Here is an 18,604-nt window from a genome sequence, read left to right as displayed (position 1 = left end):
CACGGTCGCCCTCATGGCCCACAATCCTGAGACACGTGCCTACGTCGCCAAACGTCGGGCTGAAGGGCTCACCAACAAGGAGATCCGACGCTGCCTCAAGCGATACCTCGCCCGCCGGATCTACCGTGCCCTGGAAAACTCCCACAGGATCCCACTCGTTGCTTGACAGACATAGAAGAGTCCATCGTCCTCATACTGCCTGTGGTGAGATGCCGCCGGCCTCACTGGTCCCGATCGGTGTCAATAACGTCACGCCCTCTTACAACTAGGACGGGCTGGAGGCGCTGGCCGCGGGCCAGGGTCCGACAGGCTCCTTGTTCGCCGGGGCGGTGTCGCCGCGGCGCAGGGTCTCGATGTCGTTGGCATCGTGCAGGTCACCGATCCGGTGGACCTTGACCATGTTGGTGGTCCCGGCCTGTCCTGGAGGGGAACCGGCGGCGATCACGACGAGCTGTCCGAGTTCGGCGGTGCTCTCCTCGAGCAGCAGCTTGTCCACCTGGGCGGTCATGGTGTCGGTGTGGGTGACGAACTCCACCCAGCGTGGCTGCACGCCCCAGGACAGGGTCAGGATGTTGTGCGTGTGCTCGACATGGGTGAACGCGAAGATGTTCTGCTTCGGGCGCAGCCGGGAGAGCCTCCGGGCGGAGTCGCCGGACCGGGTGAAGGTGGTCAGGTGCTCGATGTCGAGCTGGTCCGCGATCTCCTTGGCGGCGCGGGTGATCGCACCGCCGCGGGTCTTGGGCTTGGTGCCCAGCTCGGGGATCCGGCTCAGGCCCTTGGTCTCGGTGGTCTCGATGATCCGGGACATGGTCTCCACGGTCTCCACCGGGAACTGGCCCACGGAGGTCTCGCCGGAGAGCATGACCGCATCGGCGCCGTCGAGCACCGCGTTGGCGCAGTCGGAGGCCTCCGCGCGGGTCGGCCGGGGGCTGTCGATCATGGATTCCAGCACCTGGGTGGCGACGATGACCGGCTTGGCCCAGCGGCGGGCGAGCTCCACGGCGCGCTTCTGCACCAACGGGACCTCTTCCAGCGGCAGCTCCACGCCGAGGTCGCCGCGGGCGACCATGACGGCGTCGAAGGCGTCGACGATGTCCTGCAGCGCCTCCACCGCCTGGGGCTTCTCGACCTTGGCGATGACCGGGACGCGGCGTCCCTCCTCGTCCATGATCCGGTGCACGGCTTCGATGTCTGCGGCGTCACGGACGAAGGACAGCGCGACCATGTCGAATCCGGTGCGCAGCGCCCAGCGGAGATCCTCTTCGTCCTTCTCGGACATCGCGGGCACTGACACGGCGACGCCGGGCAGGTTGATGCCCTTGTTGTTCGAGACCTTGCCGGGCACGGTGACCTCGGTGAGGACATCGGTGTCGGTGACCTCCAGGGCGCGCAGCGAGACCTTGCCGTCGTCGATCAGCAGGGTGTCACCGACGTTGACGTCCCCGGGCAGGCCCTTGAACGTCGTTGAGCACCGGTCCTTGGTGCCCTGGATGTCGTCGATGGTGATGGTGAAGCGGTCGCCGACCTCGAGGGTGTGCTCGCCCTCGATGAAGCGGCCGAGCCGGATCTTCGGGCCCTGCAGGTCGGCGAAGATGCCGACGGCGCGGCGCAGGTCCTTGGAGACCTCGCGGACGGTGTTGTAGGTGTCCTCGTGGACGCTGTAGTCGCCGTGGCTCATGTTCACCCGGGCGACGTCGACACCGGCCTCCACGAGCTTGCGGGTCATCTCATAGCCTGCAGTGGCGGGGCCGAATGTGGCGACGATCTTGGCGTGTCTCATGTCTCACCTTGTCCTATCTATTGTGCTGATAAGCGAGTTGATGGACTGGCACGACACTGGACCAGGATTGAACGTGTTCGAGCCTATAACAGTCAGCCTGTGAGCGAAATCGCACGATCCGAGGGCTTGACCGGGGCGGGGAGCCTGGTCGCGCCTTCGAGGTATTCGTCCACCTTCGCGGCTGCCGCACGGCCTTCGGCGATGGCCCAGACGACCAGGGAGGCCCCGCGTCCGGCATCACCGATGGCGAAGACGCCCTCCATCGAAGTCTGGTAGTCCTCGGCCCGGGTGATGTTCCCGCGCTTGTCGAACTCCAGCGAGAGCTGCTCGGTGAGCGTGTCGGACTCCGCGCCGGTGAAGCCCAGCGCCAGCAGCACCAGATCGGCGGGGATCTCGCGCTCCGAACCGGGCTTCGGCGAGCGGGAGCCGTCGGGGTTGTACTGGGTCTCGGCGACCTTCAGGGCGCGCACCTGACCGTTGGAGTCCGCGAGGAACTCCACGGTGGAGGCCAGGTAGCTGCGCTCCCCGCCCTCTTCATCGGCGCTGGTCAGCTCGAAGACCCGGGGGTCCATCGGCCAGGGCTCGTGATCGGGGCGATCCGAGGGGAGCTCCTTGCCGATCGCGAGGGTGGTCACCGAGGCGGCGCCGTGGCGGTGCGCGGTGCCGATGCAGTCGGCACCGGTGTCGCCGCCGCCGAGGACGACGACGTGCTTGCCGTCCGCGCGGATCTGGTCCTCGACCTGATCCCCGGAGGTGACCTTGTTGGACTGCACCAGGTACTCCATGGCGAAGTGGACCCCGTGCAGCTCGCGCCCGGTGATGCCCAGATCGCGCGGGACCATGGCGCCGGTGGCCAGGATGACCGCGTCATAGCTGGCTTCCAGGGCGTCCCAGGTGATGTCGGAGCCGATCTCGGTGGAGGTGTAGAAGCGGGTGCCCTCGGCGCGCATCTGGTCGATGCGGAACTCGACGTGGTGCTTCTCCATCTTGAAGTCCGGGATGCCGTAGCGCAGCAGCCCGCCGAGCCGGTCGTCGCGCTCGTAGACCGCCACGGTGTGCCCGGCGCGGGTGAGCTGCTGGGCGGCGGCGAGGCCGGCCGGGCCGGAGCCCACCACGGCGACGGTCTTGCCGGTGAGCCGCTGGGGCAGCACCGGTTCCACGTAGCCGCGGGCGATCGCCTCGTCCGCGATCGAGACCTCGGACTGCTTGATCGTCACGGCGGGCTGGTTGATGCTCAGCACGCAGGAGGTCTCACAGGGGGCCGGGCAGATCCGCCCGGTGAACTCCGGGAAGTTGTTGGTCATGTGCAGCCGGGAGGAGGCCTCCTCCCACTGGTCGCGCCAGATCAGGTCGTTCCACTCCGGGATCAGGTTCCCGAGCGGGCAGCCGGTGTGGCAGAACGCGACGCCGCAGTCCATGCAGCGGCTCGCCTGGGTCTGCACGATGCCGCGCTCATTGCGGTCATAGACCTCGCTGAAATCCATGATGCGCACCGGGACGGGACGAGAGGGCCGGTCCTGGCGCTCTCGATGCTTTAGAAATCCACGCGGATCAGCCACGGGTCGCCTCCAGAATCTTCTGCCATACGGCGTCCCCGTTGGGATCCAGGCCCTCGTCGAGGGCGCTGGAACGGGCGCGCAGCACGGCGTCGTAGTCGCGCGGGAGCACCTTGGTGATCCGCGAGTAGGTCTTCTCAGGGTCTTGCAGCAGGGCCTCGGCCACAGCGCTGCCGGTCTCCTCATGGTGCCGGCGCAGCAGGTCGCCGATGATCGCGCGATCCTCCTCGTCGGGCTCGAGCAGCAGCAGGTCACCGTTGCGGTGGGCCTGTGAGTTGACCTTCTGCTCGTCGAAGTCCAGCAGGAACGCGGTGCCTCCGGACATGCCGGCTCCGAAGTTGCGGCCGGTGGGGCCCAGGATCAGCGCCTGGCCGCCGGTCATGTACTCACAGCCGTGGTCGCCGATGCCTTCGACCACCGCGGTGGCCCCGGAGTTGCGGACCAGGAAGCGTTCGCCGACCTGGCCGCGCAGGAACATCTCGCCGGCGGTGGCGCCGTAGCCGATCACGTTGCCGGCGATGACGTTCTGCTCTGCCACCAGCGGAGCTTCAGGGTCCGGGTGGGCGATGATCCGCCCGCCGGAGAGTCCCTTGCCGACGTAGTCGTTGGCGTCCCCGGAGAGGTGCAGGGTGATCCCGTGGGGCAGGAAGGCCCCGAGGGACTGTCCGGCCTCACCGGTGAGCTCCACGACGATGGTGTTGTTCTCCAGCGTCTTGAGCCCCCGCGCCTTGGTCACCTCGTGGCCGAGCATGGTGCCCACCGAGCGGTCGGTGTTGATGACCTTCTTCTCGATGTGGACCTTCTCGCCGTGGGTGATCGCGGAGCCGGCGAGCTGGATCAGGCCCATGTCGAAGTGCTTCTCCAGCTCGTGGTCCTGCCCGCGGGTGCGGCGCAGCATCGAGGCGGTCACCGGGTCGTTGGGGTCGTAGCTGTCCAGCACGGCGCCGAGATCGAGTCCGGAGGACTTCCAGTGCCGCTTCGCGTCGTCCATGTCGATCGCGTCGACGTGGCCGATGGCCTCGTCCAGGGTGCGGAAGCCCAGCTCGGCCAGGTATTCCCGGACCTCCTGGGCGACGAACTCGAAGAAGTTCACCACGTGGTCGGCCTGGCCGGTGTAGCGGTCGCGCAGCACCGGGTTCTGGGTGGCGACGCCGACCGGGCAGGTGTCCAGGTGGCACACGCGCATCATGATGCAGCCCGAGACCACCAGCGGGGCGGTGGCGAAGCCGTATTCCTCGGCGCCGAGCAGCGCGGCGATGATCACGTCGCGTCCGGTCTTGAGCTGCCCGTCGACCTGCACGGTGACGCGTTCGCGCAGCCCGTTGAGCATCAGCGTCTGCTGCGCCTCGGCCAGCCCGAGCTCCCAGGGGGTGCCCGCGTGCTTGAGCGAGTTCAGCGGGGAGGCGCCGGTGCCGCCGTCGTGCCCGGAGATCAGCACGACGTCGGCCTTGGCCTTGGTCACGCCGGCCGCGACGGTGCCGACTCCGTGCAGCGAGACCAGCTTCACGTGGACCCGGGCGCCGGTGTTGGCGCGCTTGAGGTCGAAGATCAGCTGGGCCAGGTCCTCGATGGAGTAGATGTCGTGGTGCGGCGGGGGTGAGACCAGCGCGACGCCGGGGGTGGAGTGCCGGGTCTCGGCCACCCAGGGGTAGACCTTCTTGCCCATGAGCTGGCCGCCCTCACCGGGCTTGGCTCCCTGGGCCATCTTGATCTGCAGGTCATCGGCGTGGGTCAGGTACTGGCTGGTGACGCCGAAGCGTCCGGACGCGATCTGCTTGACCGCCGAGCGCCGCTCGGGGTCCTCCAGGCGGGCCGGGTGCTCGCCGCCCTCACCGGTGTTGGAGCGTCCGCCGAGCCGGTTCATCGCGATCGCGAGGGTCTCGTGGGCCTCCTGGGAGATGGAGCCGTAGCTCATCGCCCCGGTGTTGAACCGCTTGACGATCTCGGCGACGGACTCGACCTCTTCGATGGGCACCGGCTGCCGGTCGGAGCTCAGCTTGAAGAGCCCGCGCAGGGTCAGCAGCTCCTCGGACTGGTCGTCGACATACTTGGAGTACTGCTTGAAGATGTCGTAGCGCCGGGTCTTGGTGGAGTGCTGCAGCTTGAAGATGGTCTGCGGGTTGAACAGGTGCGGCGGGCCCTCACGGCGCCACTGGTATTCGCCGCCGATCTCGAGCTCGTTGCCGCGACCGAGGTCGTTGCCGTCGGCCGGGTAGGCGCGGGAGTGCCGCTCCAGGGTCTCGGCGGAGAGCACGTCGAGCCCGACGCCGCCCATCGGCGAGTGGGTGCCGGAGAAGTACTGGTCCACGACGTTCTGCGCCAGGCCCACGGCTTCGAAGGTCTGCGCGCCGCAGTAGGAGGCGACGGTGGAGATGCCCATCTTGGACATGATCTTCAGCACGCCCTTGCCCAGCGCGGTGAGCAGGTTGTGCACCGCCTGCTCCTCGTTGACCGCGGTGAGCTCGCCGCGACGGACCATGTCCTCGGCAGTCTCCATGGCCAGGTAGGGGTTCACCGCGGCGGCGCCGTAGCCGATCAGGCAGGCCACGTGGTGGACCTCGCGCACGTCACCGGCTTCGACGACCAGCGAGACCTTGGTCCGGTTGGCCGACTTCAGCAGGTGGTGGTGGATCGCGGAGAGCATCAGCAGCGACGGGATCGGCGCCCACTGGGCGTTGGAGTCGCGATCGGAGATCACGATGTAGCTGACCCCGCGGTTGACCGCGGCGGAGACCTTCTCGCAGATCTCACGGATCCGCTGGCGCAGCTCCTCCTCCTTGGATCCGGCGCGGTAGAGCGCGCGGACCTTCAGGGCGATCTTCGCGCCGTCGTCGTTGCGGATGTTGGCGATCTTGGCGAGCTCGTCGTTGTTGATCACCGGGAAATCCAGCGCGACCTGCCGGGAGCGGACCTGTTCGTTGCTGAGCAGGTTCCCGTTGGGGCCGATGTGCAGCCCGAGGGAGGTCACCAGCTCCTCGCGGATCGCGTCCAGCGGCGGGTTGGTCACCTGGGCGAAGGTCTGCACGAAGTAGTCGAAGAGCAGCCGGGGCCGGTCGGCGAGCACCGCGATGGGGGTGTCGGTGCCCATGGCGCCCAGCGGCTCGGCGCCGGCGGTGGCCATCGGGCCGATGAGCACGCGCAGCTCCTCGTGGGTGTAGCCGAAGGTCTGCTGGCGCAGCCGGACCGACTCCGAGGGGTGGCGCACGTGCAGCCGCTCCGGGAGGTCGGCGAGCTTCACCAGGTTCTCCTGGACCCAGTCGGCCCAGGGTGCCGAGGAGGCGAGCTCAGCCTTGATCTCCTCGTCCTCGATGATCCGGCCCTCGACGGTGTCGAGCAGCAGCATCATGCCCGGGGCGACCCGGCCCTTGCGCACGATCGAGGAGGGCTCGAGGTCCAGGACGCCGACCTCGGAGGACATCACGACGAGGCCGTCGTCGGTGACCCAGTAGCGGGCCGGACGCAGGCCGTTGCGGTCGAGCATCGCACCGACCTGGCGACCGTCGGTGAAGGCGATCGCGGCGGGACCGTCCCAGGCCTCCATGAGCTGTGCGTGGTACTGGTAGAACGCCCGCAGACCGGGGTCCATGGTCTCGTGGTTCTCCCAGGCCTCGGGGATCATCATGCGCATCGACTGGGCCAGCGGACGGCCGGAGAGCATCAGCAGCTCGGCGGCCTCGTCGAAGCTGGTCGAGTCCGAGGCGCCGGGGGTGCAGATCGGGAACAGCGACTCCGGGTCCTCGCCGAGCAGCTCCGAGGCCATGACCGACTGCCGGGCGCGCATCCAGTTGCGGTTGCCCTTGACGGTGTTGATCTCACCGTTGTGCGCGATGTTGCGCAGCGGCTGGGCCAGCGGCCAGGAGGGGAAGGTGTTGGTGGAGAAGCGGGAGTGCACGATGCCCAGCGTGGTCTTGTACCGCTCGTCGGAGAGGTCCGGGAAGAAGGGCTCCAGCTGCGCGGTGGTGAGCATCCCCTTATAGGTGATGGTCTTCGAGGACAGCGAGGGGAAGTAGACGCCGAGCCGGTTCTGCCCGCGCTTGCGCAGCCGCCAGCCGCGCTGATCCAGCGTGCCGGAGGCGGACTCCTGGTAGGCCATGGAGTCTTCCGGGGCGAAGCCGATGAAGACCTGCCGGAAGTACGGCATGGACTCCTTGGCCAGGGTGCCGATCATCGAGGCGTCCACGGGGACGTCGCGCCAGCCCAGGACGGAGAGGCCCTGCTCCTCGGCGAGCTCGCCGAAGCTGGCACACATCTGCTCGCGCTCAGCGGGTGACTGCGGCAGGAACGCGGTGCCGGCGAGGTACTCCCCCATCGGCGGCAGCTCGAACTCGGTGACCGCACGGAAGAACTCGTCGGGGATCTGGGTGAGCAGTCCGGCGCCGTCGCCGGTGCCCACGTCGCCGCCCACGGCACCGCGGTGCTCGAGGTTGCGCAGCGCCACGAGGGCGTGGTCCACGATGTCGTGGCCGGGGACTCCGCGCAGCGTGGCCACCGCGGCCATGCCGCAGTTCTCGTGCTCGTTGGCCGGGTCGTAGAGACCAGCCTTCTCAGGGAAGGCGGCAAAGCGCTGATAGGGACTCATGATCTGGGGCGAGCCTGCTGTGGCAGCTGCCTCGAACCCTGGTGATCCGGGAGTAGACATGAAGGTCTTCCTTCCTCCGCATGCGGACGTTTCATGGGGAGGGGACATCATCGGCCCCTTCTATGGTGCACGGAGTCTGAGCTCATTCTGCCAGGTCTTCGGAACTGTGCGTCCCGGTCGGCAATCAAGTCTTCAGTGTTCCGTCGGTCTTCAGTCCTGCATGACGCAGCGTCGTATGTGACCTGCGCGCTCTACGGGGTGTGTCCCGGCGCGTGACTGCGACGACGCGGGTTGGTCGGCGCGCCGCCGTCGTGGTCCTCCCGCTGACACCAGGGGATGAGACCAATCTTCCAACTCGGACCTGCGGGTTGCAAGTCCGATCTCAGGATCTGGGACTGTCCGCCTCAGTGGCGTCCGGCGCCGCCTCGCCCGATTCATCCCCGACCGGGGTCTCCGTGCTGGCCTCGGTGGAGGTCGCAGCGCTGGTCTCGGTGGAGGTCGCGGCGCTGGTCTTCGTGGAGGTCTTGACCGCGCCGGCGTCGTCGTCGGTCTCGCCCAGGGCGGAATCACCGGTGGTCGCGGCGGCAAGCGCGGCGTGGTCCTCAGATCCGCGCGGACCCTGTCCGGGGCGGTAGATCTCCAGCTCCTCGGCCAGTGCCGCCTCGGTGCGCGGACGGCGGGTCCAGAGCCAGATCATCATGGCCAGCGCCAGGACGAAGAGGAACACCGACATCCACATGTTCAGTCGCCATTCCAGGCCGAAGAGGTTGATCCACTGGGTGGACTTGGTCATCTCGTCGATGCGCAGCGACTCGATCCAGAAGCGGCCCAGCGAGTAGTAGGCCACGTAGGTCCAGACCAGGAGTCCCTGCTTCACGGCGAACCGGCGGTAGAGCGCGATGAGCAGGAAGAAGCCGATCAGGTTCCAGAGGCTCTCGTAGAGGAAGGTGGGGTGGAACAGCGTGCTCTCCCCGGCGCCCAGCGGCGGCGCCTGGTGGCGCTGGCTGGTGTCGATCTCCAGGCCCCAGGGCAGGTTGGTGGGGGCTCCGTAGAGCTCCTGGTTGAACCAGTTGCCCCAGCGTCCGATGGCCTGGGCCAGGATCACACCAGGTACGAGGGCGTCGGCGAAGGCGCCGAACTTCATCCCGTAGCGACGGCAGGCGAACCAGACGCCGACGGCGCCCAGCGCCACGGCGCCGACGATGCCGAGGCCGCCGAGCCAGACCTGCGGGATCAGCGAGAGGTCGCCGCCCTCGCCGAAGTAGGCGTCCGGGGAGGTGATGACGTGATAGAGCCGACCGCCCACGATGCCCAGCAGCACGGCCCAGATGAGCGCGTCGAACACATTCTCGGGGCTTCCGCCGCGGGACTTCCAGAGCCTGCTGGCGACGAAGTACGCCACCAGGATGCCCAGACCGATCGCCAGACCGTAGAACCCGATCCGCAGCGGTCCGACGAGGTCAATCCCGTCTGTGGGCGGGGCGGGGAAGGCTGCGCTGATCTGCGCCGTCGCCGAGGCGGTGGCCTCAGCGGCGGTCTGCAGGGCGCTGACCGGACTGGAAGTGTAAGACACGGTGTCCTTTCGCGGGGTGAGTCACCCTCCCCCGGCTGAGCTGGGGACGGGCTGAATTCGTGATCCGGTGCAGTCTATGGCCTGGGGCTGGCGAGTGCGACCAGCAGGCGCGGCGGCCGCTAGGAGCTGTCGGGGTTCCGCCTGAGATGGACGACGGCGGCGACGAGTCCGCCCCAGACCGTCACCAGGGCCACGATCATCATGATCAGCGCGTCGGTCTCCATCAGTCTCGGGCTCCTCTTCGGTGGGCGGAATTCTCGATGTGAGCCGCGGGCTCGGAGTCAGGCTCTTCCTCGAGCACCTCGGCATGCAGCGCGGAGTCGGTTCGCCAGGGCAGGGCGGTCAGCACCACGGCGGCCACCACCACGAAGCCCAGGGCGCCCCAGCCGAAGGTCATCACCACCCAGGTGTCGAACCCGCCGTAGCCCTCGGTGACCTTGGTCCGGATGTCCATGACCAGCAGCACACCCAGGACCAGCGGGAGGACCACTCCGATCAGGGACTTCCAGATGAATCCCAGCTTGATCGAGCCGTAGGCGTTCATCCCGTCGGCCAGCACGTCGAGCCGGCGGAAGCCCCAGGTGACGGCCAGCACCGCGATGAAGGCCGCGGCGACGATGCCGATGTTGTTGGAGAAGGCGTCGATCACGTCGAGCACCGTGAGCCCGGAGACTCCGCCGAGCAGCACCACGGAGACCAGCGCGCTGGAGCCTCCGACGAGCGCGACCGTCACCGGTCGGGACCAGCCGGTCTTGTCCTTCACCGACGAGATGGCGACCTCCAGCACCGAGATCTGCGACGTGATCCCGGCCAGGGTCAGCGAGCCGAAGAAGAGCACGCCGAGCAGGGCCGAGGCGGGCGCCTCGCTGATGATCGTCGGGAAGGCGACGAAGGCCAGCCCGAGCCCGGAGGTGGCGACCTCCTCGACCGCGGTGTTCGCGGCGACGGCGATGAAGCCCAGCGCGGAGAAGACGCCGATGGCGGCGAGCAGCTCGAAGGAGGAGTTCGCGAACCCGACGACCAGGCCGGAGCCGGTGGCATTGGACTTCCGTTTCAGGTAGGAGGCGTAGGTGATCATGATGCCGAAGCCCACCGAGAGGCTGAAGAAGATCTGCCCGTAGGCCTGGATCCAGACGGTCCCGCTGGTCAGCGCGCTCCAGTCCGGGGTGAACAGGGCGTTGAGCCCGGTGAGCGCGCCGTCGAGGGTCAGCGAGTAGCCGACCAGGATCAGGAACATCACGAAGAGCACCGGGATGCCGTAGATCGAGACGCGGGCGATCCCGCGGCGCACGCCGAGTGCCAGGGCGACCAGCAGCACCACCCAGACGGCGATCAGCGGCCAGCCGACCTGCGCGACGAAGTCCACCGAGAGTCCGGAGCCATCGGCGCCTGCGCCGTCGTACTGGAGGTATTCGGTGAAGAAGAAGCTCTCGGCGTCGTCGCCCCAGGCCTGGGTGAAGGAGTACCAGGTGTACATCGCGGCCCAGGCGATGATCGCGGCGTAGTAGATGGAGATCAGGAAGCAGATGCCCACCTGGAGCCAGCCGATCGGCTCGGCGTGCCGGTGCAGCCGCTTGAAGGCCAGCGGCGGGGACCCGCGGAACCGGTGGCCCAGGGCGTAGTCGAAGAGCAGGATCGGCAGCCCGGCGGTGAGCAGCGCGATCAGATACGGGATCAGGAACGCCCCGCCGCCGTTCTCATAGGTCACATAGGGGAACCGCCAGATGTTGCCCAGTCCCACCGCAGAGCCGACGGCCGCCAGGATGAAGACGGTCCGGGAGTTGAAGCTCTCCCGGATCCGAGTCCGCGCCGGCGTCCGCTGGGTCATCGAGCCGTCTCGGCTCCCGTGAGCTCGGCGGTCAGGGCTGCCACAGCGGCAGGTCCGCCGTCACGCAGCGCCACGACCAGGGCGGTGCCGACGATGACGCCGTCGGCGTAGCGGCCGATCTCCTCGACGTGGGCCCGGGTGGAGACCCCGAGTCCGACACAGACCCGCTCGGCGCCTGCGCCGCGGGCGGCGGTGACCACGCGCTCGGCGGCGTCGGAGACCTGATCGCGGGCACCGGTCACCCCCATCACGGAGACGCCGTAGACGAACCCGCGCGAGGCGGAGACGATCTGCGCGACCCGCTCGGGCGAGGAGGTCGGTGCGGTGAGGAAGACCCGGTCGAGTCCGTGCTTCTCGGTGGCCGCGATCCACTCGCGGCCCTCATCGGGGATCAGATCCGGGGTGATCGCGCCGGCGCCGCCGACCTCGGCCAGTCGACGCGCGAACTCCTCCGCGCCCATCCGGTCGATCAGGTTGTAGTAGGTCATCACCAGGACCGCGGCATCGGTGGCCTTGACCACGGCTTCCACGATCTCGAAGACCTCCGGCAGCTTGAACCCGCGGGCCAGCACCTCGGTGGTGGCCTGCTGGATGACCGGGCCGTCCATCACGGGATCGGAATAGGGCACGCCGATCTCGATCACGTCGGCGCCGTTGCGGGCCAGCTCGATGGCCGCCGCGATGGAGGTCTCCTTGTCCGGGTAGCCGGCGGGAAGATAGCCGATGAACGCGGCCCGGCCCTGGGCGCGGGCCGCCTCGATGGCGTCGGCGGTCTTGGACGCGGTCTTCGGCGCCTGCGGGTTCGGGGCATCGGTGTTCGGGGCATCGGTGTTCGGGGCCTGGGTGGCGGACCCCGTGTGGGTGGCTTCGGTGCTCATGCCTGGACTCCCGTCTCGGGTGCCGGGGACGGGCTCTCATCCCCGGTATTCTCTGCGGTCTCGGTCTCGGCCACCGGGTCGTTCTCCTGGCCCGGAAGCATCCGGAACCATTCAGCGGCGGTCTCCACGTCCTTGTCGCCGCGCCCGGAGAGATTGATCATGATGATCTTGCCTTCCCCGTCCTCACCCCAGCTGCGGGAGAGCCGGGCGGCGCCGGCCAGCGCGTGGGCCGACTCGATGGCGGGGATGATGCCCTCGGTGCGGCAGAGCATCTCGAAGGAGGCCATGCACTCGGAGTCGGTGACCGGTTCGTAGGTGGCCCGTCCGATCTCGGCGAGGTAGGCGTGCTCGGGGCCGACCGAGGGGTAGTCCAGGCCGGCGGAGATCGAGTGCGAGTCCACCGTCTGGCCGTCCTCGTCCTGCATCAGGAAGGAGCGGGCACCGTGCAGCACCCCGGAGCGGCCGAGCGTGATGGCCGAGGCGTGCCGGCCGGTCTCGACCCCGTCGCCGCCGGCCTCGAAGCCGTAGAGGGCGACCTCCGGGTCGTCCAGGAAGCCGTGGAAGAGGCCCATCGCGTTGGAACCGCCGCCGACGCATGCGGCGACGACGTCGGGCAGGCGTCCCTCCATGGCGAGGATCTGCTCGCGGGCCTCGTCGCCGATGACCTGGTGGAACCAGCGGACCATCTCGGGGAACGGGTGCGGCCCGGCGACGGTGCCCAGCAGGTAGTGGGTGTGCTCCACCGAGGCGACCCAGTCGCGCAGCGCCTCGTTGATCGCATCCTTCAAGGTCTTGGCGCCGTGATCCACCGGGACCACCTCGGCGCCGAGCAGCCGCATCCGGGCCACGTTCAGCGCCTGTCGGCGGGTGTCCTCGGAGCCCATGTAGACCACGCAGTCCATGCCCATCAGGGCGGCGGCGGTGGCGGTGGCGACGCCGTGCTGGCCGGCCCCGGTCTCGGCGATCAGCCGGGTCTTGCCCATGCGCTTGGCGATCAGCGCCTGCCCGAGCACGTTGTTGATCTTGTGCGAGCCGGTGTGGTTGAGGTCCTCGCGCTTGAGGAAGATCCGGGCGCGGCCGGCCTGGGCGGCGAAGCGGGGGACCTCGGTCAGCAGCGAGGGGCGTCCGGTGTAGTCCCGGCCGAGGCGGTGGAACTCGGCGAGGAACTCCGGATCCTGCTTGGCCTCGCGGAAGGTCTGCTCGACCTCGTCGAGGGCTGCGACGAGAGATTCCGGCATCCAGCGTCCCCCGAAGTTCCCGAAGTAGGGCCCTTCGTGGTCGCGATACTTCCGCGTCTCTTCAGCTGGAGCGCTCATGGTCTCTCCTCGATGATCTCCGCCGGTCAGCCTCAGCTGGTCGGCTCAGTGTATGAAGCTCAGGTGGTGGGTGCCCAGGGGTGCAGGCTCTGGGGTGGGCTCCCGGGTCATGCTGCGCGGGTGCTGAGTCAGACCAGGCTCGCCGCGCGGAAGCTGCGCAGCGCGGTCTCCGGTGCGCCGTCCTTCACCAGGGCTTCGCCGACCAGCACGGCGTCGGCACCCTGTGCGGCGTAGTCGGCGACCTCGCGGGCGGAGGTGACCCCGGACTCGGCGATCCGCACCACTGAGGCTGGCAGGTGCTGGGCCATCGTGGCATAGTGCGCGACGTCGACCTCCAGGGTCTTGAGGTTGCGCACGTTGACTCCGACGATCTTGGCGCCCAGCGCGACGGCCCGGGCGATCTCCTCCTCGGTGTGCGCCTCGACCAGGGCCTCCATGCCCAGTTCGTGGGTCAGGGTCAGGAAGTCGCGCAGCTGGTCGTCATCGAGTGCTGCGACGATCAGCAGCACGAGGTCGGCGCCGTGGGCGCGGGCCTCGTAGAACTGGTAGGAGTCGACCATGAAGTCCTTGCGCAGCACCGGGATCTCGACGGCGGCGCGCACCGCGTCCAGGTCTGCCAGGCTTCCGTTGAAGCGTCGGGCCTCGGTGAGGACGCTGATCACAGCGGCCCCGCCGTCCTGATAGGACTTCGCGAGCCGCGCCGGATCGGGGATCTCGGCCAGGGCACCCTTGGAGGGTGAGGACCGCTTGACCTCGGCGATGATCCGCACGCCGTGCGGGTCGTCGCGCCCGGCGAGCAGCGCCGCGTGGGCATCCAGCGCGGGGGGCGCGGCGGCCGCTGCTGCCACGATCTGCTCATGCGAGATCGCGGCGCGGCGCTCCTGGAGGTCTTCGCGGACTCCGGCGATGATCGAGTCGAGGACGGTCACCATTCAGCGAGCTGCGGTTTCTGACCGCCGCTGGTCCTGGCCGCCGCGGGAGTTGTCCGTGGTGGCCGGGCCCTGGTGGTCGCGGGCGCTCTCGTGCTGCTTGAGCACCGCGTTGGAGTCCATCTCCACGCCATAGCCCTTGGCCTTGAGCACCACACCGAGAGTGAGGGCGAGCGGGATGAAGAGGATCGAGATCCAGACCAGGATCCAGATCTGCAGGACCATGCCCAGGCCGGCGATGATCGAGCCGACGATGATGGTGAGGCTGAGCGCCCAGGCCGCGGGAGTGGAGCCGTGGCCGATGTGATCGTGATGGATGTACTCGTCATCGATCTTCTCGCCGGGGGCTGGCTCGGTGTCGCGCAGAGCAGTGGTGTTGGCCATTCTGGTCCTCTCTAGAACGTGCGGCGGTGCTCATTCAAATCTGGGCACCATTCTGCCACGTATGGCCTGACCCCGTGGTCGGTGACGCCGCGGAGCGAAACCTCCCGAGTCGCAGCGGCTCAGGTCTTCCGGCAGCCCGACGCTTCAGCCGCCGGACCCCAGCAGCTGGGCCGCGCGGACGTCGGGAGCTGGCCCGCGGACGTCGGGAGCTGGCCCGCGGGGCGTCAGCGGCGCGGGTCGGTGGGGTCATCGCCGTCGGAGAGCCCGTCCCAGAGGTCGAACTCGTCAGGCTCGGTCCCGCTGGCCCTGGTGCCGCGGGCGCTGCGGTTCGTCCCGGGTCTCTGCTGGGATCCGGGCTGTCCGGCGTCCGGCCCGGCACCCTCGCCCGGTGCTTCGGAAGCATCTTCAGCCGTGTTGACCTGGTATTTGCGGGACCGGCGGTCCGGCCAGCGGTAGGAGACCAGCAGGAGTCCCAGGGAGGCGATCAGCAGCAGCAGCGCACCCGCGAAGCCCAGCCAGACTGCCATGCTCAGCTCATAGCGCTGGGCTGCGGCGGTGGTGCCGGTGATCTCACCCAGCGCCGTGGAGGCGACGCTTGCCGGATCGGCCAGGACCGAGCGGATGGCGAGCAGCGCGATGATGGCGGCGCCGAAGAGCACCGAACCGATGACGACGCGGCCCAGCCGCCTCGCGATGGTCACGGCCACGCCGGCGGCGAGCCCGACGAGACCCATCGCTGTGACGGTCTCCACCAGCTCCGCGCCCGTCATGGCCACCTCCTGGACCGAGGAGGTGGATCCCAGGCCGTAGGCGGTGACCCAGGTCATCGTGGAGGAGATCAGCAGCAGCGCGCCGCCGAGCAGGGACATCAGCACCACGTTGCGGCGCGTCATGATCCCGCTCAGGCGCGAGGTCGCGCGACCCTGCGCCCTGGAACGGTGCGGCTCGGGGTTCTGCGGGGCAGGGGTGGTCTCACTCATGTGTGCTCCAGACGATCGGCGGCCAGCACCGCGCGCAGCGGCGCCGCGGCTTTGTTCACGGTCTCCAGACGTTCGGCGTCGTCGTCGGAGTCCGCGACGATCCCGCCGCCGGCCTGGACGTAGGCGCGGCCGTTCTTGAGCAGGGCGGAGCGGATCGCGATGGCGGCGTCCATCCGTCCGGAGAGGTCGAAGTAGCCGACCACTCCCCCGTAGATGCCGCGCCGGGTGGGCTCCCAGGCGTCGAGCAGCTGCAGCGCGCGCGGCTTCGGCGCCCCGGAGAGCGTGCCGGCCGGGAAGGTCGCCGAGAGCACGTCATAGGCGCTGTGCTCGGGGGCGAGCTCACCCTGGACGTGGCTGGTCAGGTGCATCACGTGGCTGAACCGCTCCACCGCCATGAACCGGGTGACCTGGACCGAGCCCGGGACGCAGACCTTGGCCAGGTCGTTGCGCGCCAGGTCCACCAGCATGATGTGCTCGGCGCGCTCCTTCTGGTCTGCCAGCAGGTCCTCGGCGAGCTCGGCGTCCTGCTTCGGGGTCTCCCCGCGGGGGCGGGTGCCGGCGATCGGGTGGGTGATCACGGTGGTGTCCTCCACGGTGACCAGCGCCTCCGGAGAGGCTCCCACGAGCTGGTAGGGCTCGCCGTCGGGGGTCTCGAAGTGCATCAGGTACATGTAGGGGCTGGGGTTCAGCAGCCGCAGCATCCGGTAGACGGCGAGGGCGTCGACGTCGGTCTCGACCTCGAACCGGCGGGAGACCACGATCTGGAAGACCTCACCGTCGATGATGGCCTGCTTGGCCTTGCCCAGGGTCGCGAGGTATTCGTCCTGGTCCCAGGCGTGGACGACCCGGTCGGTGAGGTCCTGCTTCACCGCCGCGCCCCAGTCCGGCTGCGCGGTGGAGACCACCGGGGCGACGGGCTCGGCGAGCTTGGCGCTCATCTGGTGCAGCCGGGCGACGGCGTCGGTGTAGGCGCGCTCGGCTCCGGTGTCCTGGCCGTCGAAGTTGATCGCGTTGGCGACCAGGGTGACGGTGCCGTCGCGGTTGTCATGCACCGCCAGGTCCGAGACCAGGTTCATCGCCATCTCCGGGACGTGGAGGTCATCGGTCGGCGGATGGGGCAGCTTCTCCCAGTGCCGGATGACGTCCCAGCCGGCGTAGCCGACCAGGCCGGAGGTCAGGTGCGGCAGCTCCTCGATGAAGGGCCGGCCCGGGGTCGCGCGCGCAGCGGGGGCCGGTTCAGCGTCTGTGGCGGGGCCTGGTGTGGCGGTCCCGGCGAGGAACTCCAGGGTCTTGCGCAGCACCTCGGCGGTGGTGCCCTCGCGCGGGGTGCCGACCGGGGGCTCCCCGATCCAGTGCGCGGCGCCGTCGACCGCGCTGAGCGTGGCGGAGGAGCTCACCCCGATGAAGGAGTGCCGGGACCAGGCGGCGCCGGGGGCGGCGGACTCCATCAGGAAGGTGCCCGGGCGGGCCGCTCCGGCGTCGTCGGTGGCCAGCGCCCGGTAGATGCTCAGCGGGGTGTGCGAGTCGGTGAGCAGCGTCATGGTCACCGGGATCACCCGGTGGTCCTGGGCCAGCTCGAGGAACTCCTCCGCTCCGGGGACCACGGTGCCGAGGTCATGCATCGGTGATCTCCCGTCCGGTGAAGCAGGTGGTGGTGCCGGTGTGGCAGGCGGGTCCGGACTGCTGCACCCGCATCAGCACGGTGTCGCCGTCGCAGTCCAGCGCGAGGGAGACCACATGCTGGACGTTGCCGGAGGTCGCGCCCTTGCGCCAGAGCTCCTGGCGGGAGCGGGAGAAGTACACGCCCTGACGGGTGGCCAGGGTGATGCCCAGCGCCTCGGCGTTCATCCAGGCCAGCATCAGCACCTCGGAGGTCTCGGCGTCCTGGGTGATCACCGGCACGAGCCCGTCGGCGTTGAAGCGCACGGCCTCGAACACCGACCCGGGCTGCTCCGACTCAGGGCTCGACGGCTCGGGGGTCGACGGCTCGGGGGTCTCTGCCGTCTCGGTTTCTTCGCTGCTGCTCATGCGGACCTCATCTCACCGGGTATCCGGCGGATCGAATGGCGTCTTTGACCTGGGCGATCATGTCATCGGGCCCGAAGTGGAACATCGAGGCGGCCAGCACCGCGTCGGCGCCGGCCGCGATGGCGGGCGGGAAGTGCGCCGGGACTCCGGCGCCGCCGGAGGCGATCAGCGGGACCCGGGTGACCGCGCGGACCGCAGAGATCATCTCGGTGTCGAAGCCGTCGCGGGTGCCGTCGGCGTCGATGGAGTTCAGCAGGATCTCCCCCACTCCGCGGTCAGCGGCGTCGCGGCACCAGGCCAGCGCGTCGATCCCGGTGCCGGTGCGGCCGCCGTGGGTGGTGACCTCGAACCCGGACTCGGTGGCCTCGCTGCGCCGGGCGTCGAGGGAGAGCACCAGGACCTGGTTGCCGAACCGGCCGACGATCTCGTTGATCACCTCGGGGCGGGAGACCGCGGCGGTGTTGATCGAGACCTTGTCGGCCCCGGTGCGCAGCAGCCGGTCCACGTCCTTCGGTGAGCGGATCCCGCCGCCGACGGTCAGCGGGATGAAGACCTCTTCGGCGGTGCGGGTCACCACGTCGTAGGTGGTCTCCCGGTCGGCCGAGGAGGCGGTGACGTCGAGGAAGGTCAGCTCATCGGCTCCGGCACGGTTATAGCGGTGCGCCAGCTCCACCGGGTCCCCGGCGTCGCGGAGGTTCTCGAAGTTGACCCCCTTGACCACGCGACCGGCGTCGACGTCGAGACAGGGGATGACTCGGACTGAAAGTGTCATC

The 18,604-nt window shown here is 69.0% G+C and carries 14 protein-coding genes and 1 pseudogene; 1 reads left to right on the top strand and 14 read right to left on the bottom strand.

What is annotated here, in order from left to right; translation table 11 throughout:
- Positions 1 to 166, top strand: a pseudogene (locus BCL67_RS10555) (IS110 family transposase); the annotation flags it as partial.
- A 99-nt stretch (positions 167 to 265) separates the two neighbouring features.
- On the opposite strand, the gene pyk reads toward BCL67_RS10555, so the two are convergent.
- From pyk to hisF, 14 genes are all read right to left on the bottom strand, one after another.
- Complete coding sequence (gene pyk, locus BCL67_RS10550) at positions 266 to 1,780, bottom strand: pyruvate kinase (protein ID WP_106123400.1); 1,515 nt, start codon at positions 1,778 to 1,780, stop codon at positions 266 to 268.
- A 92-nt stretch (positions 1,781 to 1,872) separates the two neighbouring features.
- Entirely contained in the window at positions 1,873 to 3,339 is a 1,467-nt protein-coding gene (locus BCL67_RS10545; RefSeq protein WP_106123399.1) for a glutamate synthase subunit beta, read from the bottom strand.
- Positions 3,332 to 7,975 carry a glutamate synthase large subunit gene (gene gltB / locus BCL67_RS10540; protein WP_106123398.1) on the bottom strand — a complete coding sequence of 1,548 codons (4,644 nt, stop codon included), beginning with the start codon at positions 7,973 to 7,975 and terminating at the stop codon, positions 3,332 to 3,334. The genes BCL67_RS10545 and gltB overlap by 8 nt, the downstream gene beginning before the upstream one ends.
- Before the next feature lie 322 nt (positions 7,976 to 8,297).
- Positions 8,298 to 9,488 (bottom strand): prolipoprotein diacylglyceryl transferase, encoded by a 1,191-nt coding sequence (gene lgt / locus BCL67_RS10535; protein WP_258174961.1) that lies wholly within the window; start codon positions 9,486 to 9,488, stop codon positions 8,298 to 8,300.
- 119 nt (positions 9,489 to 9,607) lie between these two features.
- Positions 9,608 to 9,712 (bottom strand): methionine/alanine import family NSS transporter small subunit, encoded by a 105-nt coding sequence (locus BCL67_RS10530; RefSeq protein ID WP_106123397.1) that lies wholly within the window; start codon positions 9,710 to 9,712, stop codon positions 9,608 to 9,610.
- Positions 9,712 to 11,316: a sodium-dependent transporter gene (locus BCL67_RS10525; protein ID WP_106123396.1), complete on the bottom strand. Its 1,605-nt coding sequence runs from the start codon at positions 11,314 to 11,316 to the stop codon at positions 9,712 to 9,714. The genes BCL67_RS10530 and BCL67_RS10525 overlap by 1 nt, the downstream gene beginning before the upstream one ends.
- Positions 11,313 to 12,194 carry a tryptophan synthase subunit alpha gene (trpA, locus tag BCL67_RS10520; protein ID WP_106123395.1) on the bottom strand — a complete coding sequence of 294 codons (882 nt, stop codon included), beginning with the start codon at positions 12,192 to 12,194 and terminating at the stop codon, positions 11,313 to 11,315. Before trpA ends, BCL67_RS10525 begins: the two co-directional genes overlap by 4 nt.
- Positions 12,191 to 13,510 carry a tryptophan synthase subunit beta gene (gene trpB, locus BCL67_RS10515; RefSeq protein WP_106123394.1) on the bottom strand — a complete coding sequence of 440 codons (1,320 nt, stop codon included), beginning with the start codon at positions 13,508 to 13,510 and terminating at the stop codon, positions 12,191 to 12,193. Before trpB ends, trpA begins: the two co-directional genes overlap by 4 nt.
- A 128-nt stretch (positions 13,511 to 13,638) precedes the next feature.
- A complete protein-coding gene (gene trpC, locus BCL67_RS10510; RefSeq protein WP_106123393.1) occupies positions 13,639 to 14,442 on the bottom strand; it encodes an indole-3-glycerol phosphate synthase TrpC in 804 nt (267 codons plus the stop codon).
- Entirely contained in the window at positions 14,443 to 14,823 is a 381-nt protein-coding gene (locus tag BCL67_RS10505) for an HGxxPAAW family protein (RefSeq protein ID WP_106123392.1), read from the bottom strand. It abuts the gene before it with no gap.
- A gap of 224 nt (positions 14,824 to 15,047) precedes the next feature.
- A complete protein-coding gene (locus tag BCL67_RS10500) occupies positions 15,048 to 15,803 on the bottom strand; it encodes a Trp biosynthesis-associated membrane protein (RefSeq protein ID WP_106123391.1) in 756 nt (251 codons plus the stop codon).
- Positions 15,800 to 17,425, bottom strand: coding sequence for an anthranilate synthase component I (gene trpE / locus BCL67_RS10495; protein WP_106123390.1), 1,626 nt, complete (start codon positions 17,423 to 17,425; stop codon positions 15,800 to 15,802). The genes BCL67_RS10500 and trpE overlap by 4 nt, the downstream gene beginning before the upstream one ends.
- Positions 17,418 to 17,831, bottom strand: a complete 414-nt coding sequence (gene hisI / locus BCL67_RS10490) for a phosphoribosyl-AMP cyclohydrolase (protein WP_106123389.1) — start codon at positions 17,829 to 17,831, stop codon at positions 17,418 to 17,420. The genes trpE and hisI overlap by 8 nt, the downstream gene beginning before the upstream one ends.
- 7 nt (positions 17,832 to 17,838) lie before the next feature.
- Positions 17,839 to 18,603, bottom strand: coding sequence for an imidazole glycerol phosphate synthase subunit HisF (gene hisF, locus BCL67_RS10485; protein WP_106123388.1), 765 nt, complete (start codon positions 18,601 to 18,603; stop codon positions 17,839 to 17,841).
- Between the last annotated feature and the right edge of the window lies 1 nt (position 18,604).

The organism is Nesterenkonia sandarakina (genome assembly GCF_003003175.1).
GTDB classification, from domain to species: domain Bacteria; phylum Actinomycetota; class Actinomycetes; order Actinomycetales; family Micrococcaceae; genus Nesterenkonia; species Nesterenkonia sandarakina_A.
This window is presented reverse-complemented; position numbering and strand designations above follow the sequence as displayed.